At 66.1% G+C, this 21,916-nt stretch carries 15 protein-coding genes and 1 tRNA gene; 11 read left to right on the top strand and 5 right to left on the bottom strand.

What is annotated here, in order from left to right:
* Nucleotides 1-318: 318 nt before the first annotated feature.
* Nucleotides 319-2,676 (top strand): putative bifunctional diguanylate cyclase/phosphodiesterase, encoded by a 2,358-nt coding sequence (locus AC1RT8_RS16245; protein WP_493076690.1) that lies wholly within the window; start codon nucleotides 319-321, stop codon nucleotides 2,674-2,676.
* Between the two features lie 45 nt (nucleotides 2,677-2,721).
* A tRNA-Trp gene (locus AC1RT8_RS16250) sits at nucleotides 2,722-2,798 on the top strand.
* Nucleotides 2,799-2,818: 20 nt separating this feature from the next.
* Here AC1RT8_RS16250 and AC1RT8_RS16255 read toward each other — a convergent pair.
* Complete coding sequence (locus tag AC1RT8_RS16255; RefSeq protein ID WP_493076691.1) at nucleotides 2,819-4,429, bottom strand: ATP-binding protein; 1,611 nt, start codon at nucleotides 4,427-4,429, stop codon at nucleotides 2,819-2,821.
* 288 nt (nucleotides 4,430-4,717) lie between these two features.
* Here AC1RT8_RS16255 and secE point away from each other — a divergent pair, with 288 nt between their 5' ends.
* The 4 genes from secE (at nucleotide 4,718) to rplA (ending at nucleotide 6,775) form a co-directional block, all read left to right on the top strand.
* On the top strand, nucleotides 4,718-4,915 hold the full coding sequence (gene secE / locus AC1RT8_RS16260) for a preprotein translocase subunit SecE (RefSeq protein ID WP_493076692.1): 198 nt from the start codon (nucleotides 4,718-4,720) through the stop codon (nucleotides 4,913-4,915).
* A gap of 14 nt (nucleotides 4,916-4,929) precedes the next feature.
* Nucleotides 4,930-5,466 carry a transcription termination/antitermination protein NusG gene (gene nusG, locus AC1RT8_RS16265; RefSeq protein ID WP_493076693.1) on the top strand — a complete coding sequence of 179 codons (537 nt, stop codon included), beginning with the start codon at nucleotides 4,930-4,932 and terminating at the stop codon, nucleotides 5,464-5,466.
* A 174-nt stretch (nucleotides 5,467-5,640) separates the two neighbouring features.
* Nucleotides 5,641-6,072, top strand: a complete 432-nt coding sequence (gene rplK / locus AC1RT8_RS16270) for a 50S ribosomal protein L11 (RefSeq protein ID WP_493076694.1) — start codon at nucleotides 5,641-5,643, stop codon at nucleotides 6,070-6,072.
* A gap of 4 nt (nucleotides 6,073-6,076) precedes the next feature.
* Nucleotides 6,077-6,775 carry a 50S ribosomal protein L1 gene (rplA, locus tag AC1RT8_RS16275; protein ID WP_493076695.1) on the top strand — a complete coding sequence of 233 codons (699 nt, stop codon included), beginning with the start codon at nucleotides 6,077-6,079 and terminating at the stop codon, nucleotides 6,773-6,775.
* Between the two features lie 54 nt (nucleotides 6,776-6,829).
* Here rplA and AC1RT8_RS16280 read toward each other — a convergent pair whose 3' ends face one another.
* Nucleotides 6,830-7,333, bottom strand: coding sequence for a nuclear transport factor 2 family protein (locus AC1RT8_RS16280; RefSeq protein WP_493076696.1), 504 nt, complete (start codon nucleotides 7,331-7,333; stop codon nucleotides 6,830-6,832).
* 145 nt (nucleotides 7,334-7,478) lie between these two features.
* On the opposite strand from AC1RT8_RS16280, the gene AC1RT8_RS16285 reads away from it, so the two are divergent.
* Nucleotides 7,479-9,203 (top strand): VanW family protein, encoded by a 1,725-nt coding sequence (locus AC1RT8_RS16285; protein ID WP_493076697.1) that lies wholly within the window; start codon nucleotides 7,479-7,481, stop codon nucleotides 9,201-9,203.
* Between the two features lie 55 nt (nucleotides 9,204-9,258).
* Here AC1RT8_RS16285 and AC1RT8_RS16290 read toward each other — a convergent pair whose 3' ends face one another.
* Nucleotides 9,259-11,718, bottom strand: coding sequence for a PhoX family protein (locus tag AC1RT8_RS16290; RefSeq protein ID WP_493076698.1), 2,460 nt, complete (start codon nucleotides 11,716-11,718; stop codon nucleotides 9,259-9,261).
* Nucleotides 11,719-12,157: 439 nt separating this feature from the next.
* Here AC1RT8_RS16290 and rplJ point away from each other — a divergent pair, with 439 nt between their 5' ends.
* The 3 genes from rplJ to AC1RT8_RS16305 all read left to right on the top strand — a co-directional run bounded on the left by rplJ (nucleotide 12,158) and on the right by AC1RT8_RS16305 (nucleotide 14,402).
* Nucleotides 12,158-12,679 carry a 50S ribosomal protein L10 gene (gene rplJ / locus AC1RT8_RS16295; RefSeq protein ID WP_493076699.1) on the top strand — a complete coding sequence of 174 codons (522 nt, stop codon included), beginning with the start codon at nucleotides 12,158-12,160 and terminating at the stop codon, nucleotides 12,677-12,679.
* 66 nt (nucleotides 12,680-12,745) lie between these two features.
* Nucleotides 12,746-13,126: a 50S ribosomal protein L7/L12 gene (gene rplL, locus AC1RT8_RS16300; RefSeq protein ID WP_493076700.1), complete on the top strand. Its 381-nt coding sequence runs from the start codon at nucleotides 12,746-12,748 to the stop codon at nucleotides 13,124-13,126.
* A gap of 310 nt (nucleotides 13,127-13,436) precedes the next feature.
* Entirely contained in the window at nucleotides 13,437-14,402 is a 966-nt protein-coding gene (locus tag AC1RT8_RS16305) for a right-handed parallel beta-helix repeat-containing protein (RefSeq protein ID WP_493076701.1), read from the top strand.
* Nucleotides 14,403-14,498: 96 nt separating this feature from the next.
* Here AC1RT8_RS16305 and AC1RT8_RS16310 read toward each other — a convergent pair whose 3' ends face one another.
* Together AC1RT8_RS16310 and AC1RT8_RS16315 are read right to left on the bottom strand one after the other, a co-directional pair.
* On the bottom strand, nucleotides 14,499-15,980 hold the full coding sequence (locus tag AC1RT8_RS16310) for a hypothetical protein (protein ID WP_493076702.1): 1,482 nt from the start codon (nucleotides 15,978-15,980) through the stop codon (nucleotides 14,499-14,501).
* Nucleotides 15,981-16,121: 141 nt separating this feature from the next.
* The gene (locus AC1RT8_RS16315) at nucleotides 16,122-17,402 is read right to left on the bottom strand and encodes a hypothetical protein (protein WP_493076703.1); all 1,281 of its coding nucleotides are present in this window, start codon (nucleotides 17,400-17,402) and stop codon (nucleotides 16,122-16,124) included.
* 325 nt (nucleotides 17,403-17,727) lie between these two features.
* Here AC1RT8_RS16315 and rpoB point away from each other — a divergent pair, with 325 nt between their 5' ends.
* Nucleotides 17,728-21,879 carry a DNA-directed RNA polymerase subunit beta gene (rpoB, locus tag AC1RT8_RS16320; RefSeq protein ID WP_493076704.1) on the top strand — a complete coding sequence of 1,384 codons (4,152 nt, stop codon included), beginning with the start codon at nucleotides 17,728-17,730 and terminating at the stop codon, nucleotides 21,877-21,879.
* Nucleotides 21,880-21,916 lie beyond the last annotated feature (37 nt).

The following is a 21,916-nucleotide window of genomic DNA, read 5'->3' on the forward strand; positions in this document are numbered from 1 at the left end:
CGGTGATCACGGTGATTGTTGCATCGGCTGTGTGAGCCGAGCCGGGCGTCTGGGCGCCCGATGAGGCCTAGGTGTCGCGCCGCAGCATTTTTGTAAATCAGATAAGGTCCGACACGGAACTTTCCGGCGACTGTGTTACAATTGCGCAACACAATGTCGGACGCAGGCATGCCGGGCCTTTACGACAGCGCTACGCCGGCGATCGGGCAGGAGCATTGGCCGGCGCTTTCAGCCTTTGTCCGCCCGGCGAAAATAAAACGCCCGAATCGGCCCCGCGCCTAACCATCCGCTAACCAGCGCTGCTGTAGCGATGGGCGTGTGAGCACTCGCCCCGCCTCCCAATTCGCCCATCCGCGCATCGACGGCCGCGCACTGCTCGGCCTGTACGATCCGGCAGACACCACCGACTGGGCGCCGATTCGCGCCGCCCAGCTCAATGCGGGCAGTCAGCTCGCCTTGTTCCTGCTCGCGGCCAATGTCGTCGGCGCGATGCTCGTTGCCCTGGTGCTTCAGCCGGTCGCGCCGCTCTGGGCGCTGGCGAGCTGGGGCGCGGTGGTCGCCGCCGTCGCCGCCGCCATCACTTTCCGCCGCCTCGCCGCGCGGCAGCGCACCGCGCAGACTGCTACCCTGCTCGATGTCCGCGATACCGTGCTCGAGGGAATCGCGCTCGCCGTTGTCTGGTCGGTACCGCCTCTGGCCTTCGGGGTCAGGGCCGATCCCGCGATCGCCTTCGGCCTTTGGATCGTCGTCGCGCTGATGATGACCGCATCGGCCGTCGCCATGGCGGCGCTGCCGATGGCGACGCTCAGCTTTCTCGGCATATTGGGTGCCGCGATCACGGTGATGCTCTATTTCGTCGGCGGGCCGCTGCTCGCCTCGACCGCGATCGTCTTTACGGCACTATTGATGCTGGTCTGTTTCGGACGCGGCAAGGCGCTGGTCGTGATCCGCGCCGGCGAGATCGCGCTGGCCGAACGCGACGAGACGGTCAGCCTGTTGCTGCGCGAATTCGCCGAACACAGCGCCGACTGGCTGTGGGAAACCGACGCCAACCGCCGCATCGTGCGCGCCTCGCCCCGCTTCGCCCATTCGGTCGGGCTCGACCCCTTGTCGGTCAATGGCATGCCCTTCCTTCAGGTGCTGGCCGGCTCGGCATGGGAATCGGGCAATTTCTCCGCCGGCCTGCGCACCCTGGCCGAGAAGCTGAAGGGCCGCGAGGGCTTTCGCGACATCCTGCTCCCCGTCGAGGTCAATGGCGAGGAACGCTGGTGGGAGATCGCCGCCAATCCCCGGCTCGACGATCGCGGCGTCTTTGTCGGCTTTCGCGGCGTCGGCTCCGACGTCACCGAACAGCGCGCCTCGGCCGACAAGATCAACCGCATGGCGCGGTTCGACACGCTGACCGGCCTGCCCAACCGGCTGCTGATCAACGAGGCGCTCGTGCTCGCCATGGCCGATGCGGAGAAATGGGGCAGCCGCTGCGCCTTCATGATGATCGATCTCGATCGCTTCAAGGCGGTCAACGACACGCTCGGCCATCCGATCGGCGACCGCCTGCTCGGCCGGGTTTCCGAGCGGCTGAGCCAGTTAATGACCGACAATGAGGTGATCGGGCGGCTGGGCGGCGACGAATTCGCCGTGGTCGTGCGCGACGCCAGCGATTCGGCGCGGATGGAGCGGATGGCCCAGACCATCATCGAGGCGCTGTCGCGTCCCTATGAACTCGATCAGCACACGCTCTATACCGGCGCCAGCGTCGGTGTGGCGACGGGCCCGCGCGACGGCCGCACCGCCGAGATGCTGATCCGCTCGGCCGATCTCGCGCTCTACCGCGCCAAGGATGCCGGCGGCGGGGTCGTGCGCGTATACGAGCCGCAATTGCACGTCGAGGCGGAGGAGCGCCGCGTGCTCGAAATGGCGCTGCGCAAGGCGGTGCAGAATGACGAGATGCATCTCAACTACCAGCCGGTGGTCGACGCGCAGACCGGCGCGCTGACCGGCTTCGAGGCGCTGCTGCGCTGGACTCATCCGCAGCTCGGCAACATCTCGCCGGTGAAGTTCATCCCGTTGGCCGAGGAAGCGCGGCTGATCGCGCCGATCGGCGAATGGGTGCTGCGCACCGCCTGTGAGGAGGCGGCCCGCTGGAACTCGCCCGTGCGCGTGGCGGTCAACGTCTCGCCCGACCAGCTCCACAACCCCGCTTTCGTCTCGACCGTCGCCTCGGCGCTCGCGAACAGCGGCCTGCCGCCTGAACGGCTCGAGCTGGAAGTGACCGAGAGCGTGTTCATGCGCGAGGGCACCGGCGCGACCAAGGTGCTTGAACGCATCATGGATCTCGGCGTGAAGCTCAGCCTCGACGATTTCGGGACGGGTTATTCGTCGCTCGGCTATCTCAGCCGCACCCGCTTCTCCTCGATCAAGATCGACCGCAGCTTCGTGCAGGGCGCCTCGCAGAACGTGCCGGAGGCGATCGCGATCATCCGCGCCGTCGTCGCGCTGGCGCAGAGCCTGGGCATGGCGACCACGGCGGAAGGCGTCGAGACCGAACAGGAGCACCGCATGGTGCAGGATCTCGGCTGCACCAAGGTCCAGGGCTATTATTTCGGCCGTCCGCTGCCGGTCGAGGAAGCCCGCGCGGTCGCCAATCGCGATTGGGGCGAGGCCGCGGCCGCCTGAGCGCTTGCCCCCCGCCGAACCTCACGCTAAAGCCCGCAACCGCACAGGGGTGTAGCTCAGTTGGTTAGAGCGTCGGTCTCCAAAACCGAAGGCCCTCGGTTCGAGTCCGAGCTCCCCTGCCACTCTCCATCCTAATCCCATCCTAGTCCTTCGCCGGCAGCAGTTCGCCGATCGCACGCACCAGCGCGTCGCTCGAAAAGGGTTTGCGCAGCAAGCCGACGCCGCGCTCGATCACCGCATCCAGCTTCGCCGATTCCGAAAAGCCGGTCATGATCAGCACCGGCCGCTCGGGATGCGCCTTGCGCAACCTGGCGGCGACTTCCGCCCCATCCTGCCCGGGCATGGCGAAATCCACCAGGGTCACATCGAAGCCATCCTTCCCCGCCGCCTCAAGGCCCGCCTTGCCGTCCTCCGCCATGACCGTGGTCGCCCCCCGCGCCTCCAGGGTCGCGGCCACGGTGTGCAGCACGTCCGGATCGTCGTCGATGACGAGCACGTTCAACCCGGTCAGCACCGTCTCCAGCTCGATATCGGCGGCGGGCGCCCGTTCGTGCGCCGGCGCGATGTCGAAGGCGCGGCGCAGGAACAGGCGTACCGTCGTCCCCTCGCCCTCCGCCGAATCGATCTCGACCACGCCGCCGGCCTGCGACACGACACCAAACACCATGCTCAGGCCCAGCCCGGTGCCGCGGCCATTGTGCCTGGCGCTGAAAAACGGCTCGAACGCGCGCGCCGCGACCTCGGGGTTCATGCCGATGCCGTCGTCGCTGACGGTGATCGTCACATAGTCGCCGGGGGGCAGATCGGGATGCGGCTTGCCCGATGCGGGGCTCGCGCCGATGCGGATGGCGCCGCCGTCCGGCATGGCATCGCGCGCATTGATCGTCAGGTTGAGCAAGGCGAGTTCGAGCTGGCGCCGGTCGGCGACGACGCCCAATTCCTCTTCCGGCACCTCCATGTCGACCTTGATCTGCGGCCCGACCGACTTGCCGATCAGGTCGCGCGTCTCCTCAAGCATCCGCGCCAGGCCGAACGATACTATCTCCAGCTTCTGGACCCGCGAAAAGGCAAGCAACTGCCCGGTCAGTTTCTTGCCGCGCTCGACCGCCTGGCGCGCATTGCGGCTCCACCGCGCGATGCCGGAGGTATTTTCGGGCTGGATGTCGATCAGCTCCAGATTGCCGGTGATCGCCTGGAGCAGGTTGTTGAAGTCGTGGGCGATACCGCCGGTGAGCTGCCCGAGCGCCTCGAGCTTCTGCGCCTGCAACAAGGCGCGCTCGGCCTGCTCGCGCTGCGCCATCTGGGCGCGCATCTCGTTCAGCGCGGCGTCGCGCGTCGCGATCGCCTCGGCCAGTTCGGCATTCGTCGCGGCGAGCGCGGCGGTCGAGGGCAGCGCCGCCGCCCTGGGGATGAGCGGCCACAGCATGATCGCCGTCGCGACCGAGGCGATCGCGGTGATCACCTTCAACACGGCCTCGGCACCGTAATTGCCGTGCCACAAGGTCCAGATCGACATCACATGGGTGGCGCCGCACGCGAGGATGAAGGTCGCGAACAGCACGATCATCCAGCCGTAGCGGATATCCTCGCGCTTGCGCATCAAGGTCAGCAACGCCAGCGGGATCGAGAAATAGGCCGCCGCGATCAGCGCATCGGCGATCACATGGGTGCGGATCAGCGATGGTTCCCACAACAGGCAATAGCCATGGGGTGCGTAGCTCCCATCGAAAAACGGTCGAAGCCAATCACCCATCACGATCACCCGTTTGTTTTTGGCGCCCGGTTGTGCACTATCCTCCGGTCCATCGCGAGTTACCACCCGGAAATTGCTGGAATGGCGCCAGATTCGTTCGGATCCGCCCGAACCGGCCCGATTGACCCCTCACGCAGGCGCGCCGGCCTCTTCTCTTGCTTTCCGGGCGCGTCGGGGTTATCTGCGCGGTCAATCCGAAATCGAGGATTGGACGGCGCCGGTTCCTTGGGACCCGGGCAGCGGCTCCATGCCTCGATCTCGTGCGTTTTGAAAAGCGAGCTGAGCAGCGTGGCGAAGACGACACCGTTAGAGTTCATCCGGCAGGTGCAGGCAGAGACCAGGAAGGTCGTCTGGCCGACGCGGCGCGAGACGATCATGACCGGCGTGATGGTCATGATCATGACGACGCTGCTGGCGATCTTCTTCTTCGGGATCGATACGATCTTCGAGGCGGTGGTGAAGTTGCTGCTGAGCCTCGCGAACTGATTTTGGATAGAAACATGGCGCGCTGGTACATCATTCACGCTTATTCGGGCTTCGAGGGCAAGGTCCGCGACTCGATCATGGCCGAGGCAACCCGCATGGGTCTCGATGCCCTGGTCGAACAGATCGAGGTCCCGACCGAGACCGTCACCGAAGCCCGCCGCGGCAAGAAGGTGTCGGTCGAGCGCAAGTTCATGCCGGGCTATGTGCTGGCCAAGCTGAACATGAACGACGACGTCTATCATCTGGTGAAGAACACGCCGAAGGTGACCGGTTTCCTGGGATCGATGGGCAAGCCCCAGCCGATCAGCGAGACCGAAGCGGCCCGGATGCTCAACTCGAAGGAGGAAGCAGCCGCGGCGCCGAAGCAGAAGATGAAGGTCGATTACGAGATCGGCGATTCGGTGAAGGTGCTAGACGGCCCGTTCGCGAGCTTCAACGGCATCGTCGAAGAGCTCGATTTCGATCGCAGCCGCGTGAAGGTGTCGGTGTCGATCTTCGGTCGCGCCACTCCGGTCGAGCTCGAGTTCGAGCAGGTCGAGCGCGCGAAGTAAGTTTTTGGTTTCGTCACCCCGGACTTGTTCCGGGGTCCACTTCACCGTCCGCGCCTGCGGCCCGGTGGATGCCGGAACAAGTCCGGCATGACGGATGAGGGCGTTTGTAAAATGCGTATCCGCGGGAGGCCCTCAAAAGCCGTCTGGACCGCTAAACTTGAAAGAGAGTGAGACATGGCAAAAAAGATTACCGGCTATATCAAGCTGCAGGTGCCAGCCGGCGCCGCCAATCCGTCGCCGCCGATCGGCCCGGCGCTTGGTCAGCGCGGCGTGAACATCATGGAATTCTGCAAGGCGTTCAACGCGCAGACCGGCGAGCAGGAAAAGGGCACGCCCCTTCCCACCGTCATCACCGTCTATGCGGATCGCAGCTTCTCGTTCGAGACCAAGACGCCGCCGGCGTCCTATCTCATCAAGAAGGCAGCGAACCTGAAGTCGGGCTCGAAGGAGCCGGGCAAGCTTTCGGCCGGCAAGATCAAGCGCTCCGTGCTGAGCCAGATCGCCGAGACGAAGATGAAGGACCTGAACGCCAACGATATCGACGCGGCGACCCGCATCATCGAAGGCTCCGCCCGCGCGATGGGCCTCGAAGTGGTGGAGGGCTGAGAACATGGCAAAGCTGACCAAGAAGGCGAAGGCTCTCGCTACCGCGATCGACCGCGACAAGCTGCACGGCGTCGATGAAGCGATCGCGCTGGCGCGTGCCAATGCGACCTCCAAGTTCGACGAGACGATAGAAGTCGCGCTGAACCTGGGCGTCGACCCCCGCCATGCCGACCAGATGGTCCGCGGCGTCGTCACCCTGCCCAAGGGCACCGGCAAGACGGTGCGCGTCGGCGTGTTCGCCAAGGGCGCCAAGGCTGACGAGGCCCGCGAGGCCGGCGCAGACGTCGTCGGCGCCGAGGATCTCATGGAGATCGTCCAGGGTGGCACGATCGATTTCGATCGCTGCATCGCGACCCCGGACATGATGGGTATCGTCGGCCGCCTGGGCAAGATCCTGGGCCCGAAGGGCATGATGCCGAACCCGAAGCTGGGCACGGTCACGATGAACGTCGCGGAAGCCGTCAAGGCAGCCAAGGGCGGCCAGATCGAATACCGCGTCGAGAAGGCCGGCATCATCCATTCCGGCATCGGCAAGGCGAGTTTCCCGGCTGAAGACCTGCGCGCGAACTTCGACGCGCTGGTCGATGCGGTGGTCAAGGCCAAGCCGTCGGGCGCCAAGGGCAAATATGTCCGCAAGATCGCCGTCAGCTCGACCATGGGCGCCGGCATCAAGGTCGACACCGCGGAAGTCACCGCGGCCTGATCCGATCTTCGATCGAAACAAAGCGAAGGGCCGGGGGAAACCCCGGCCCTTTTCTTATGCGGCTGCCGCGGCCGGGCGCGGCGGCACGATCGGCGCCGGGGCGTCATCACCGAACATCTGAGCCCAGCCACCGCGCGTATCCATATATTCCCGGATGCCTGCGATCCTGCCGTCGACCACCCGGAAGACGAAGCAATAGTCGTTCACATAGGAGCGGCCATTGGCGAGCGTCGCCGACATTCGGTGCTCGGCAATGACGTGATCGCCCGCCACATGCAGGCCGGTGAAGTCGTTGGCGACATCGCTGACGAACAGCCGGCCGAAATCATTCGCCATGAAATCGACGATCGCGTCGCGACCGAGATTGTTCGATCCGTCCGGCGCCCCGGCGTCACCGGGATCGCCCAGCCCGAGCGCGACCTGAGTCGCATTGCCCGGCGGCGCGACCCAGACGACGTCTTCGGTAAGGCAGGCCGCGATCCGCTCGGAGTCTCGCGTCGCATAGGATTGGTAAAGCGCCATGACCGCCTCGCGGGGACCGATGGGCGACGTCGTCATGATGCTTCTCCTGCTAAGGGCCAAGGCCTCCAGGATTAGGATGTGCCGAGCAGGCGGCATCCCGCTTCTTGCGTTTAACATCCGGCTTGCGATTGACGGGGAGGCCAGGAACGGGAATCCTGCCCTTCTTCGGGGAAGGGACAGGATGAGCGACCGGCTCACAACGGCAGCGGCGATGCCCCGTTCGGGCGTGCCGACCCGCGTCAGCGCGCTGGTCTTCGCCGCAAAGGCGTCCTTGCTCCGCGCCCGCCGTGCTGCCCGGGACGCCACCCCCGGCCTCGCTCCCCTACGCCACGCCCGCGCGCGGGCGCTGATCGAGGCGCCGATCCTCGCCACCGTCCGCACGCCGCTCTGGACCAATGCGGGCGGTGAGAAGGACCGCGCGCTCAATGCCGGCAAGATCCAGAATCTGCGCATCGCCCTGCGCGGCCTTGACGGAATCGAGGTCGAGGCCGGCCGGACACTGAGCTTCTGGCGGCAGGTCGGCCGCCCGACGCGGCGGCGCGGCTATGTCGCCGGGCGGGAACTGCGCGAGGGCTGCATGATCGCAACGATCGGCGGCGGCCTCTGCCAACTCTCCAACGCACTCTATGAGGCGGGCTTGCAGGCCGGGCTGGAGGTGGTCGAACGCCATGCCCATACGCGTATCGTGCCCGGATCGCGCGCGGCGGCGGGGCGCGATGCCACGGTGTTCTGGAATTATCTCGATCTCCGCCTGCGCGGCCGTCGACCGTTCCGGATCGAGGCGCGGCTGACCGCCGACGAACTCGAACTGACTATTCGCGGTTACGGCGCAGAGGCCGAACCGCCACTGGTTGAGTTCGCTCCCGGCATCGCAGCGCATGACTGCCTGAGCTGCGGCCAGATCGCCTGCCACCGCCACGACCCCGATATCGAGGCGGCGTCGCTGCCCACCGCTTGGCTGGTCGACGCGGGGACACCCGAATTTATCGCCTTGTACGCGGAACGCGCGAAGCCGGGCGACATGCTCCACCTTTCCACCCGCCGCTTCGGCAAGGCAGCAGGTGCATGGCCCCGCCTGGGCACCGAGCGTACCGCCGATATCGCTGCCCTCCACCGTGCGGTCGCGCTCAGGGCGCGCGCGAAGACACCGCTGGCGCGCACGATGCTGGCAGCAGATGCCCGGCTCGCCGCGGCCCATGCCCGCCGCGTGTCGCCGGACCACACCCATCTCGTCGTCACCCAGTCGCTGCTCCCGCATCTGTGGCAACTCGGCGCCTTGCAAGGCCGCAGCTTCGAGGTGCTGATGGACCGGCTCCCCATGGAGGCGCTCCAGCAGACTCTCGACGACGCGCTCGCGCACTATCCCGACAGCACCACGCTGGGCGATTTTCGGGCGCCGCCATCGATCGTCGCGGCCGAGCGCAAGGCGCTGGGCGCGGCGGGCCGCCTCGTCACTGCGCACCGTGCCGTCGCGGCGCACTTCCCCACGGGCCGGGTCGACCTGATCGACTGGGCCCCTGCCCCACCGCTCGCGGGAACCCGCGGCGGTAACAGCATCCTGTTTGCCGGCCCCGCGCTCGCCCGCAAAGGCGCCCACGCCATGCGCGAGGCCATGGCCGGCCTGGATATCGAGCTGTTGGTGGAACGCGGCGCGGAAGAAGGTCCGGATTTCTGGGCCGGCCTGGACGTTCGTCGCCTGGCGCCGGGCGAGCATTCGAGCCTGGCGGGCGTCGTGCTCCCGGCCATTGTCGAGCATCGGCCCCGTACGCTGCTCCGTGCCCTGGCTGCGAGGCTGCCCGTGATCGCGACCCCGGCCTGCGGCCTGCCGGCGCAACCCGGCCTGACGATCGTCGCGCCCAACGATTCACAGGCATTGCGCGCCGCGCTGATCGCGCTGCTTCCCTGACATGAAAAGGGCCGGGAATTACCCCGGCCCTCCCCTTCTTCCTTGCGGCAGTCGCTTACAGCGCGACCACGCCGCCGTCGTTCTTGGTGATCACCACCGTCGCCGAGCGCGGGCGGTTGCCCGGGGCCGGCGCAGTCTGGCTTGCCGGCCAGTTGCTGGTGATGTTGCCGGTGTTGCCCAGCTCGCCCGGGTGCTGGATGTTGACGAACAGCGTCTTGCCGTCCGGCGTCGAATCCACGCCGGTGATCTCCGCTTCGAGCGGACCGACCAGGAAGCGGCGCAGATTGGTGCCGGGCGCCTTGCCGATACGGGTCGCCTGCATAATGCCCGCACCGCCGGTCGGGGTGTTGGTGATCGTCTTCACTCCGCCATCGTTCACGGTGCCCGGCATCGCCGCGAGCATCATGCAGTTGGTGACGTCGGTATAGGCGCTGTCGTCGGTCTGGATCCACAGCACCGGCGTGACGAGGCCCGATGCGTTGGACGGGCGGCCGAACCACAGGCCGTCCGGGCTGGAAAGATCGTTGGTCGCATCCAGGCCCGACAGGTTGATGTTGGTCGCGTCGAGATCCGACCCGGCACCGAACAGATAGATGTCCCAGGCGAAAGCGAGCGCCTCGGAGGTGTCGCCGGTTTCGCGCAGCCGGATGATATGGCCATTGCGATTGGACACCGAGCTGCTCGGCGGATCGATATAGGCGCGCGGATTGGCCGCGTCGGTGTTGGCCGGGGTGCGCGTCGAGTTGTTGGTCAAGGTCAGATAGACCTCGCCCGTCACCGGATTGACCGCGGTCCATTCCGGACGATCCATCCGGGTCGCGCCCAGCGAGTCGCCGGCGAGCCGCGCATGGGTCAGCACGTCGGCCTGGTCGGCGAAAGCATAAGGCGCCGCACCGGAGGTCAGCGGGCCGGTGCCATGGACCAGCGGCAGCCACTGGCCGGTGCCGTCGGCATTGAACTTGGCGACATAGAGCGTGCCATTGTCCAGATATTTGTCGCCGATCGCGAGGCGGTCCGCCGCACTGGCATCGGCCGCCGACCACGCGGTCGCCGAGACGAACTTGTAGAGATATTCGTTCACCGCATCGTCGCCCATATAGAAAGCGGGCTTGCGGCCGGCGACGAAGTTGGACGGCCAGCAGCCCTCATGGTTCATGCGGCCGAGCGCGGTGCGTTTCCGCGGCGCGGCGGTCTTGTCGTACGGGTCGATTTCGACCACCCAGCCGAACTGGTTGTGCTCGTTGCGGAAATCGGCGAGCGCGTCGGCGCCGGTCGCCTGCACGTCCCAGCGGCGATAGATGGTGCTCGTCGGATCGGCCGGAACCACGGTCGCCCAACCGAAATTGCCGCTGCCGCTGGTGACGGCATAGCGGGTCAGGGCGGTGACTTCCTTGGGGGTGCGGCGGGGATTGTCGGCACCGGTCGGGCGGCGGAAATAGCCGGCCCAATTCTCTTCGCAGGTCAGGTCGGTGCCCCAGGGCGTATAGCCATTGGCGCAGTTGTTGACCGTGCCGCGGCCGGCGACGCCGGTCGGCGAGAAGACCGTGCGCAAATGGGTGGTGCCGCGCACCGGGCCGTTGAACACGGTCGGCGTGAGCGGGGTGATGCGACGGTTGAGCGCGCCGGCCTGATTGTAGCTCCAGGTGCTGCCAGCCTTCGATACCTCGATGATGCTCAGGCCATGGCACTCCATTTCCTTGAGCGCTTCGGCCTCGGGCCGTGCGCCCGCCACGGTCGTGGCGCCAGCGACGTGAAGGTACGGCTGGTTGATGTTCTCATGGTTCATCACCAGCAGGCCGCGCGTGCTGCTGCCGTCCTCGCGGGTCGAGCCCGATGCGGCGAGGCCGAACCAGTAGAGCGCGTCGCCATGGTCGCCAGCGCGGTTGGCGAAATCGGTGTCGGTGCCGTCGTTCTTGTACGCGGCGGTGCTGGCCGTGATGGGATCGCCCAGCCGGTAGAGGATCGACACGCTATAGCCGTCCGGCACGCTGACCTTGTCGAGCCGGTTCTTGGCGACGGCGGTGAAGCCCAGGGTCGCGGGGGTCACGGTGACGGTGGTTTCCACCGACGAGGTCTGACCGGCCGAATCGACCGCCGCATAGCGGAACACCAGCGGCGTGCTGGCGCTCACGCTCGGCGCGATGAAGGTCGCGGTGCCGCTGGCCGCATTGGTCAGGGTCACAGCCGGGCCGGAAATCTGGGTGAAGCTCTGCGACGCGATCCCGCCATTGTCGGCGGCGATGCCGGTCAGGGTGACGAGCCGGCCCGAGCTGGTCGTGCCCGACGAACCCGCGGTTACCGTGGGGGCGGGATCGGCTGCCATGTCGTTGTCGCTGCACGCCGCCAGCACCGCGCCGCCGAACACGGCAAAGGCGGCCGCCGACACGCCACCGCGCAGGGCATCGCGCCGCGAATAGCGCCGCTCGACCAGGTCGTTCAGCGACACGCCGCCGGTGCGATTGGTATCGATGTCGCCATCATCATAGCCGAACGTGACGCTGGTCGAGTCTGTCATGTGGATACCCCCAGGAGAATCGCGATCCGGTTCGGAGTCGCTGCCGCGTCCTCTTGTGCGGAGCAGCTGACAGGCTGATGCATATTCCTTGACGGTCGCGTGACAGATCGGCGTCGGTTTCAATACAGGGCGCGAAGATCACACCTTTTGTTGACTTTCGCGGCGATGCCGCTAGGAGCCCGCCTTCGCTTGCCACGCGTTCGCGCATGACGAGTTACCGTCCGAGACAGTGGGCGGCCGGAATCCTCCGGCCTTAATCTCCCGCCTAGACGGGGAATGGAATTTTCCGCTCGCGCGCAAGCGTGGCGGTCTGCTGCCGCTCATGCGGCCAGTTCCCATGCCCCAATCGACGGACAACCCGGAGGCCCGGGTTAGTCGCGCCTCCGGTTTTAACCGACCCTTCCGTTCCGGCGGACGGGTCAAAAACGTGGAGAATGGCATGGATCGTGCTCAAAAGGCCGAGTTCGTCGCCGAGCTGAACCGCACCTTTTCCGAGGTCGGCGTGGTGGTCGTCACCCGCAACCTCGGACTCACCGTCGCACAGTCCACTGTGCTGCGGAACAAGATGCGCGACGCCGGCGCGACCTATAAGGTCTCGAAGAACAAGCTTGCCAAGATCGCGCTCGACGGCACCGACTATCTCTCGCTGGGCGACATGCTCACCGGGCCGGTAGGCCTTGCCACCTCGATCGATCCCGTCGCCGCAGCCAAGGTTGCGGTCGATTTCGCGAAGACGAACGACAAGTTCGAAATCGTGGGCGGATCGATGGGCGCGACCGTCCTCAACGTCGAAGGCGTGAAGGCGCTCGCATCGCTGCCCTCGCTGGATGAACTGCGTGCCAAGATCGTGGGCCTCCTGGTTGCACCCGCAACCAAGCTCGCGACGGTCACCCAGGCTCCCGCGGCGCAGCTCGCGCGCGTGTTTGCGGCTTATGCCGACAAGGACAAGGAAGCTGCCTGACGCCAGGCATCGACAGACTTTTTGAACTGAACCTTGGGGCAAGTGCCCCCATACGGAGAATATATCATGGCAGACCTGAACGCGCTGGTTGACCAGCTGAGCGCCCTGACCGTCCTCGAGGCGGCCGACCTTTCCAAGCTGCTCGAAGAGAAGTGGGGCGTTTCCGCCGCCGCTGCCGTTGCCGTTGCCGGCCCGGCCGCTGGTGGTGGTGCCGCTGCCCCGGCTGCTGAAGAGCAGACCGAGTTCGACGTGATCCTCACCGGCGACGGTGGCAAGAAGATCAACGTCATCAAGGAGGTCCGCGCGATCACCGCGCTCGGCCTGACCGAAGCCAAGACGCTGGTCGAGTCGGCTCCCAAGGCCGTCAAGGAAGGCGTTTCGAAGGACGAGGCCGCGAAGATCAAGGCTCAGCTCGAAGCCGCTGGCGCGACCGTCGAGGTCAAGTAAGCTTTCGCTTCGGCGCAAGTCATTCCGGAGCAATTCGGAATCAGAGACAAGAGAAGGGCGGCTCCGCAAGGAGTCGCCCTTTTTCTTGCTCCAGATCAACCTGCAAAGCCTGCCTCGCCCAACTGCCCAATGTTGGGAAATCACTGAAAGAATTAGAATCCTTTGCAATGGAACTGGTGATTAAAGTGCGCTAAACCACGTTCCAACAGGTCGCTCGGCCGCCGCTCCCGCTTCGTGCCTTGTGCCGGATCGGGCAACGACTTCGCCCCGGCCTGGTCACGCACAATGCGTAATAGGGGGAGGTTCTTTAATGACACGTTTGATCAAGATGCTTGGTGTCGCCATGACGGCGATGCTGTTCGGCCTGTGCTTCGCGACGCCGGCCAGCGCGCAGGCGACGCGCACCTGGATTTCGGGCGTCGGCGACGACGTCAATCCGTGCAGCCGCACCGCACCGTGCAAGACCTGGGCAGGCGCGATCTCCAAGACCGCCGCCGGCGGCGAGATCGATTGCCTCGATCCGGGCGGCTTCGGCTCGGTCACCATCACCAAGTCGATCACGCTCGATTGCAGCGAAGGCACCGACGGCTCGGCCGGCGGGATCCTGAATTCGGGCGTCCCGGGCGTCATCATCAACGATCCGAACGGGGCGACCGCGCCGACCATCAAGGTGACTCTGCGCAACCTCACCATCGATGGTGCAGGCACAACCGTCGGCACTTATGGCGTGCGTTTCCTGGGCGGCAAATCGCTCACGCTGCAGAATGTCAGCATCATGAACCAGGGCACCGGATCGGTCCCCGCGGTCAGCTTCGAACCTGTGGCGGGGAGCGTCGGCGCGACCCTGCACATGACCGACGTGGACATCGTCAACGTGATCCACACCGGCGTGACCGTGAAGTCGGTCGACGGCGTCGCGGTTTCCGCGTTCCTGAACAACGTCACGATTACGCAGGCCGGGATCGGCGTGAAGGTCGAAGCGGGCGGCACTGCGACCATCGTCAACAGCAACCTCTCGAACAACGGTCGCGGCGTATGGACCGCTTCGGGTGCGGCGACGGCGAATCTGGACGGCGTGACGATCGCGGGCAGCCTGGATACCGGCGCCTTCGCGACCAACGGCACGACGATCCGCCTGTCGAACGTCGGGCTGTACAACAATGTGTTCGGCATCAAGACCACCGGTGTCGCCACCGTCCAGTCGTTCGGCAACAACCGGCTGGGTCCGGATGCGGCCAGCCCGGGCCTTCCGACCTCGACCGTTACCCAGAAGTAATCTCGGATCCAGGCCGGAACGGGTGCGCCCGTTCCGGCCTGGACTTTCCCTTGATCGATTCTTCCGTTCGGAACGAGCGGGCCCGATAGCGCGGCGCTAACGCCGCAGCGAAACGGTATAGGGCAAGGTACTGACGCCCTCATGCATGCGCGGCGTGCTGTCCAGCCTGAACGGCGCCAGCTTCGCCCCCTCGCCACGATCGATCCCGACCACATAGGAGGTCGCGGTCTGACCGGTACCGCCTTCCCAGCCATAGAGGAGGTTGATCGCCAGCACCGGCACGAACAGCTTCCGGTCCTGCACCGTCATCACGCTGACCATCTCCTTCGGCATCATCGCCATGCCGCTCAGTTCGATCGCTCCCTTTGGCAGGAGGTCGAACGCGGGCGTGATCGGCCGCTCGATCGGGCTTGAGAAAAGGGTCCCGATCCAGCCATCCTGCTCGACGCCGGCACTGAGCAATCGCACATCGACCTGCACGCCCTGGGCGATCGCATTGCCGATATTGCTCACCACGATGTCATACTCGACCGCGGCACTCAATAAATTGGTGCCCGCGCGCTTGGCATAGATCTCGATATCGAGCGTGGCCCGGACAGGCGTCGCGACGGCAGCCGGCGGCGGCGCGGCTTCGACCGGCACTGGCCCCGGCGCCGGCATTACCGCTTCCACAGGAGCCGGAGCTTCCTCTTCCACTGAAATCTGCGACGCGTCTTCCTCGATGGCAGCTGCCGGCGAGGGTGACTCCAGCGCCACGGCCCCAAGGTCGAAGATCGCATGTGCCCCACGCTTGGGCGGCGTGCCGAAATCGAGCGCAGGCTGGGCCTGTGGCGATGGCGCCGGTGTTGCTGACGGAAGGGCAAAATCGGCCGACGGCGTCTGGCGAGCGGCAGACGCGGGTTCGGGGCGTGGTTCCGGGCGGTCCGCGATCAGATCGAAATGGGCGTGCTTTCCGTTCTCGGCCACGAACTCTTCATCGTCTTCGAACGGTTCGCGCCGACGTAGAAACCAGAAGCCAAGCCCGCCGATCAACAGGACGATCGCTCCCGCGCCGCCGAGAAGCGGCCATGAAAAGCCCCCCTGCTCCACCGCCGTGCTGGCGGCCGGCGTTGCCGCCGGACTGGCAACGGGTGCCGGGACCGCCGATGCGGGTACGACTGGCTCCACCGCGACCGGCGCGTTCGCGGTTGGTGTCGGCAGTGGCGCCGGCGTCGGCGTCGCGACAGCCACCGGTGCCCGCGCGACAGGTGCCGGTGTCGGCGTAGGCCGCGGCACCGGCGTCGCGCTCGCCCGCGGTTGAGGCGCCGTCGGCTGCGTGGGGGTTGGCGCGCGCGTCGGCGCGGGTGACAGCGTCGGAGAGGGCACCGTCCGGACGACCGGCGGCGGTGTCGTCGGCCTGGTCACCGTCGACCCGGGGTTCGGCGACAAGCTGAAATTCTCGAGACCCGGAATCAGATTTGGCGTCGGTGCCGGAGTCGGTGCCGGCGCGCTCTGCGCCCAGGCCGGCGCGACCGCACCAGCCGAAACCACCAACGGAAGCGTCATTGCCCGGACATGGCGGGCGGCGAACTTGGACATTATCCCCACTTCACTGCCTTAGCGCGGCATTTCTGAACGCGATACGACAGCTTCTTCCCCTGCGGCAAATCGTTCGGTGAATGCGACCGGGCCTGCCTTCCGGCTTCGGAAGACAGGCCCGGCATTCACTTCAATCAGGTGTCAGGCGTGCTCGGGAACACCGTGCAGCCGCGCCTCGACATCGTCGTGCATCGCACGCTCGCTGAGCTGGATCGGCGCCATCGCCGGGCCACCTTCCTCGCTCACGCCGATCGTGAACGAAGCGGAGGTGCGTCCCTCGCTGCCGTCCGGCAGCGTATAGCGCGCATCCGCGACGATGATCGGCAGGATCGAGCCATTGGTGCTCTCGATCAGATCCGCCTTGGACAGCGCCAGGGTCGCATCGACACGCGTGCCTTCGCCCGGACGGATCGTGACCGGCGGCACGCCGTCGTCGCCACGTTCGATCAGCATGCGCTCCACATCGCCGTCACCGGCCGGGCCCGACGCGAACATGAAGGTCGAGATGCGGACATCCTTGGCGGCGACCGAACCCGAATTGCCGACGGTCAGCTCGATCTCGACCAGCGCCTCGTCGACATTGGTACCGGCGCGCACCGGGCGCAGCGACATTTCGAGCCATGGGCGATCGGCGACCGGCGCATCAGCCCCGGTCAGCGAGGCGACCTCTTCGGCCTCGGGCTTGGCCAGGCTCGCCTCCTCGGCGGCGACCGGTGCCGGCTCGTCGCTCACGACAGAGGCTGGGGCGAGCGGCGCGGTGCGCAGGAACTGCGGCTCGGGGTTGGGGGCGAAGGGCGCCGGTTCGCTGCGGATCGGCGCGGCCTCGGCGATGGTCTCCACATAGGGCTCTTCATAATAGACCTCTTCGTCGGCGCGGCGACGGCGCATCATGAGGAAGCCGGCAATGGCGAGCAGCGCGACCAGGCCGGCGGCAAGCCAGGGCCAGATCGGCGCGCCTTCAGTCGCGACGGTGCTCTGCGTGACGGCCTCCTGCGCGGGCGCGGGGGCCGGGGCGGTCGCCTCGACGGGCGCTGGTGTAACCGGCGCGGGCGTCACCTCGACCGGGGCGGCGGCCGGAGCGACTGCGACCGGCGCAGGTGCGGGCGCTGCCCGGACCGGCGCGGGTGCCGGCGTACGGACGATTCGGGTCGAGCGGGTAGTCGTCCGCGTGGTGCGGGTCGTGGCGCGCGATGCGGGCGCCGCTTCCGGCTCGGCGGTGACGGTCGGCGCCACCGTCGGCGGTGCCACCGTGGCGGCCGGCGGCGTGACCGTCGGGACGAACAACGGCGGCGCTACGGTCTGCACCGGCGGGGCCGGTGGCGTGGCGGGTTGGACCTCTTGTGCATGGCCCGGAACGGCCAGCAGCAAGGCGGCGGGGACAAGCGCGACGAACGCGCGGCGGGTTGCGGGTTTGTTTTTCATGACGCATACTCAATGAAGGGAACCCGCTATCGGACCCGCCCGAATACCAGAATCGCGCCGAGCCGTTCCTGGCTGCCGACGAAGCGATTTTGCGCGCGGCATTTGACAGTTTCCAACACGCTCCCTATATCGCGTCCCTCACCACAGCTTTCGGGAAATGACGTGCCGTCGCGCAGCATGTCGATCGAATTGGGGGCTATGGGTTCATAAGACGCCAGGAGCTGCTGTTTTCGACACCCGAAAACGAGCGGCTTTTTGCGTCTTTATGCGTGCCCGCCCGGTGGATTCCGGGCAAGAAATTACTAGCTGTAAGGCGAAAAACTCCATGGCGACCAAGGCAATCGAGGGCGGCACGCTTAAGCGCCGCATCCGCAAGGTGTTCGGCAACATCCACGAAGTGGTGCAGATGCCGAACCTGATCGAGGTTCAGCGCGAATCCTACGAACAGTTCCTGCGGTCTGATCCCTCGATCGGCTATGTGTCGGGCCTCGAAAAGACGCTGCGTTCGGTCTTCCCGATCCGCGATTTCGCCGGCACCGCCGAGCTCGACTTCGTGAACTATGAGCTCGAGCCGCCGAAGTTCGACACCGACGAGTGCCGCCAGCGCGGCATCACCTATGCGGCGCCAATGCGCGTCACGCTGCGCCTGATCGTGTTCGAGGTGGACGCCGATACCGAGGCCCGGTCGGTCCTCGATATCAAGGAGCAGGACGTTTACATGGGCGACATGCCGCTCATGACTCAGAACGGCACCTTCATCATCAACGGCACCGAGCGCGTGATCGTCTCGCAGATGCACCGTTCGCCGGGCGTCCTGTTCGACCATGACCGCGGCAAGACGCACGCATCGGGCAAGTATCTCTTCGCGGCGCGCGTGATCCCGTATCGCGGCTCGTGGCTCGATTTCGAGTTCGACGCCAAGGACATCGTCAACGTCCGTATCGACCGCAAGCGCAAGCTGCCGGTCACGGCGCTGCTGTACGCGCTCGGCCTGAACTCCGAGGAAATCCTCAACTATTTCTACAACCGCGTGACCTTCGTCCGCGGCCAGGGCGGCTGGATCATCCCCTTCCAGGCCGAGAACTGGCGCGGCCAGAAGCCGATGTTCGACATCATCGATGCGAAGACCGGCGAAGTCGTGTTCCCGTCGGGCCAGAAGATCTCCCCGCGCGCCGCGAACAAGGCGGCCAAGGACGGCCTGACCGACCTGCTGATCCCGACCGAAGAGATCTTCGGCCGCTATTCGGCCTATGACCTGATCAACGAAGCGACCGGCGAGATCTATATCGAAGCCGGCGACGAAGTGACGGCCGAGAATCTCGAGCTGCTCGACAAGGCCGGCATCGACCGGATCGAACTGCTCGACATCGATCATGTCGCGACCGGCCCGTGGATCCGCAACACGCTCAAGGCCGACAAGGCCGAGGAGCGCGAGCAGGCGCTGTCCGACATCTACCGCGTCATGCGCCCCGGCGAGCCGCCGACGCTCGAGACCGCAGAGTCGCTGTTCAGCGGCCTGTTCTTCGATCCCGACCGCTACGACCTGTCGGCCGTGGGCCGCGTCAAGCTCAACATGCGCCTCGACCTCGATGCCGAGGACACGGTTACCACGCTGCGCACCGAGGATATCCTCGCGGTCGTGAAGACTCTGGTCGACCTGAAGGACGGCAAGGGCGAGATCGACGACATCGACAATCTCGGCAACCGCCGCGTGCGTTCGGTGGGCGAGCTGCTCGAGAACCAGTACCGCGTCGGCCTGCTCCGCATGGAGCGCGCCGTGAAGGAGCGCATGTCCTCGGTCGACGTGTCGACCGTCATGCCGAACGACCTGATCAACGCCAAGCCCGCGGTCGCCGCGGTGCGCGAGTTCTTCGGGTCGTCGCAGCTCTCGCAGTTCATGGATCAGACCAACCCGCTCTCCGAAGTGACGCACAAGCGTCGCGTTTCGGCGCTTGGCCCGGGCGGTCTCACCCGTGAGCGCGCCGGCTTCGAAGTCCGCGACGTTCACCCGACGCATTATGGCCGTATCTGTCCGATCGAGACGCCGGAAGGTCCGAACATCGGCCTGATCAACTCGCTCGCCAGCTTCAGCCGAGTCAACAAATACGGCTTCATCGAGACGCCGTACCGCAAGGTCGTCGACCACAAGGTCACCGACGACGTCGTCTATCTGTCGGCGATGGAAGAGGCCAAGCACACCATCGCTCAGGCCAACGCCGAACTCGACGCGAGCAAGGGCTTCGTCGAAGACCTCGTCTCGTCGCGTCAGGCAGGCGAATTCCTGATGGCGATCCCGGACAACATCACCTTGATGGACGTCTCGCCGAAGCAGCTCGTCTCGGTCGCCGCATCGCTCATTCCGTTCCTGGAAAACGATGACGCCAACCGCGCACTGATGGGTTCGAACATGCAGCGTCAGGCCGTGCCTCTGGTGCGCGCCGAGGCGCCGTTCGTCGGCACCGGCATGGAAGAGACCGTGGCGCGCGATTCGGGCGCGGCGATCTCGGCCAAGCGGTCGGGCGTGGTCGACCAGGTCGACGCGGCGCGCATCGTGGTTCGCGCCACTGGCGAGGTCGAGGCCGGCCAGTCGGGCGTCGACATCTACACGCTGATGAAGTTCCAGCGTTCCAACCAGAACACCTGCATCAACCAGCGTCCGCTGGTGAAGGTGGGCGACGCGGTCCGCGCGGGCGATATCATCGCCGACGGCCCGTCGACCGAGTTCGGCGAGCTGGCGCTGGGCCGCAACGCGCTCGTCGCGTTCATGCCCTGGAACGGCTATAATTATGAGGATTCGATCCTCATCTCCGAGCGTATCGTGAAGGACGACGTCTTCACCTCGATCCATATCGAGGAATTCGAAGTCATGGCGCGCGATACCAAGCTCGGGCCGGAAGACATCACGCGCGACATCCCCAATGTCGGCGAGGAGGCGCTCCGCAACCTCGACGAGGCGGGCATCGTCTATATCGGCGCCGAAGTGGAGCCGGGCGACATCCTGGCCGGCAAGATCACCCCCAAGGGTGAATCGCCGATGACGCCGGAGGAAAAGCTCCTCCGCGCCATCTTCGGCGAGAAGGCATCGGACGTGCGCGATACGTCGCTCCGCCTGCCGCCGGGCGTTGCCGGCACCGTCGTCGAGGTCCGGGTGTTCAACCGCCATGGCATCGACAAGGACGAGCGCGCGATGGCGATCGAGCGCGAGGAGATCGAGCGCCTGAAGAAGGACTCGGACGACGAACGCTCCATCGTGAACCGCGCGACCTGGTCGCGCCTTCGCGAGATGCTGCTCGGACAGACCGCGACCGCGGCGCCGAAGGGCCTCAAGAAGGGCGTCGAGATCGACGCCGACCTGCTCGACAGCGTCGACCGCCACGAGTGGTGGAAGTTCGCCGTCGCCGACGACAAGATCCAGAGCGATCTGGAAGCGGTCAAGGCGCAGTATGACGACGCGGTGAAGCTGATCACGGACAAGTTCCATGATCGTCGCGAGAAGCTGGAGCGCGGCGACGAGTTGCCCCCGGGCGTGCTCAAGATGGTCAAGGTCTTCGTCGCGGTGAAGCGCAAGCTGCAGCCGGGCGACAAGATGGCCGGCCGTCACGGCAACAAGGGCGTGATCAGCCGCATCCTGCCGGCGGAGGACATGCCGTTCCTCGCCGACGGGACGCCGGTCGATCTCGTGCTCAACCCGCTGGGCGTGCCGTCGCGCATGAACGTCGGTCAGATCTTCGAGACGCATCTCGGCTGGGCCGCGCGCGGCCTGGGCGGTCAGATCGCCCAGGCGCTCGAGGATTGGCGCGAAGCGAACCCCGATCCCAAGCCGGGCCAGATGCCCGATGTGGTCAAGGATCGCCTCAAGACCGTCTATGGCGAGCAATACCATGCCGAGATCGATGCGCGGACGAGCGACGAGATCATCGAGCTGGCGCAGAATCTGCGCGGCGGCGTGCCGATGGCGACGCCGGTGTTCGACGGCGCCCGCGAGGCCGACGTTTCGGCGATGCTCACGCTCGCCGGGCTCGACACCTCGGGTCAGTCGGACCTGTTCGACGGCCGCACCGGCGATCAGTTCGATCGCAAGGTGACGGTGGGCTACATCTACATGCTGAAGCTGCACCATCTTGTGGACGACAAGATCCACGCGCGGTCGATCGGCCCGTACAGCCTCGTCACCCAGCAGCCGCTGGGCGGCAAGGCCCAGTTCGGCGGTCAGCGCTTCGGCGAGATGGAGGTCTGGGCGCTCCAGGCGTACGGCGCTGCCTATACGCTGCAGGAAATGCTCACGGTGAAGTCCGACGACGTGGTCGGCCGCACCAAGGTCTATGAGGCGATCGTCAAGGGTGACGACACGTTCGAGGCCGGCATTCCGGAGAGCTTCAACGTGCTGGTCAAGGAAATGCGGTCGCTGGGCCTGAACGTCGAGCTGAAGAGCATCGAGCAGTTCGACTCGGACGGCGTCGCGATCGCGGCGGAATGACGGAACGAGCGCTGCCTCCCAAAGGCAGCGCTCTTCC

It is taken from the genome of Sphingomonas sp. GW821-FHT10F11 (assembly GCF_058809095.1).

Excerpts from the sequence above, each read along its gene's own strand:
- AC1RT8_RS16255 (WP_493076691.1), bottom strand. The coding sequence starts at position 4,429 with ATGGGTGATTGGCTTCGACCGTTTTTCGATGGGAGCTACGCACCCCAT.
- nusG (WP_493076693.1), top strand. The coding sequence starts at position 4,930 with ATGGCGCGCTGGTACATCATTCACGCTTATTCGGGCTTCGAGGGCAAG.
- rplK (WP_493076694.1), top strand. The coding sequence starts at position 5,641 with ATGGCAAAAAAGATTACCGGCTATATCAAGCTGCAGGTGCCAGCCGGC.
- rplA (WP_493076695.1), top strand. The coding sequence starts at position 6,077 with ATGGCAAAGCTGACCAAGAAGGCGAAGGCTCTCGCTACCGCGATCGAC.
- AC1RT8_RS16280 (WP_493076696.1), bottom strand. The coding sequence starts at position 7,333 with ATGACGACGTCGCCCATCGGTCCCCGCGAGGCGGTCATGGCGCTTTAC.
- AC1RT8_RS16285 (WP_493076697.1), top strand. The coding sequence starts at position 7,479 with ATGAGCGACCGGCTCACAACGGCAGCGGCGATGCCCCGTTCGGGCGTG.
- AC1RT8_RS16290 (WP_493076698.1), bottom strand. The coding sequence starts at position 11,718 with ATGACAGACTCGACCAGCGTCACGTTCGGCTATGATGATGGCGACATC.
- rplJ (WP_493076699.1), top strand. The coding sequence starts at position 12,158 with ATGGATCGTGCTCAAAAGGCCGAGTTCGTCGCCGAGCTGAACCGCACC.
- rplL (WP_493076700.1), top strand. The coding sequence starts at position 12,746 with ATGGCAGACCTGAACGCGCTGGTTGACCAGCTGAGCGCCCTGACCGTC.
- AC1RT8_RS16305 (WP_493076701.1), top strand. The coding sequence starts at position 13,437 with ATGACACGTTTGATCAAGATGCTTGGTGTCGCCATGACGGCGATGCTG.
- AC1RT8_RS16310 (WP_493076702.1), bottom strand. The coding sequence starts at position 15,980 with ATGTCCAAGTTCGCCGCCCGCCATGTCCGGGCAATGACGCTTCCGTTG.
- AC1RT8_RS16315 (WP_493076703.1), bottom strand. The coding sequence starts at position 17,402 with ATGAAAAACAAACCCGCAACCCGCCGCGCGTTCGTCGCGCTTGTCCCC.
- rpoB (WP_493076704.1), top strand. The coding sequence starts at position 17,728 with ATGGCGACCAAGGCAATCGAGGGCGGCACGCTTAAGCGCCGCATCCGC.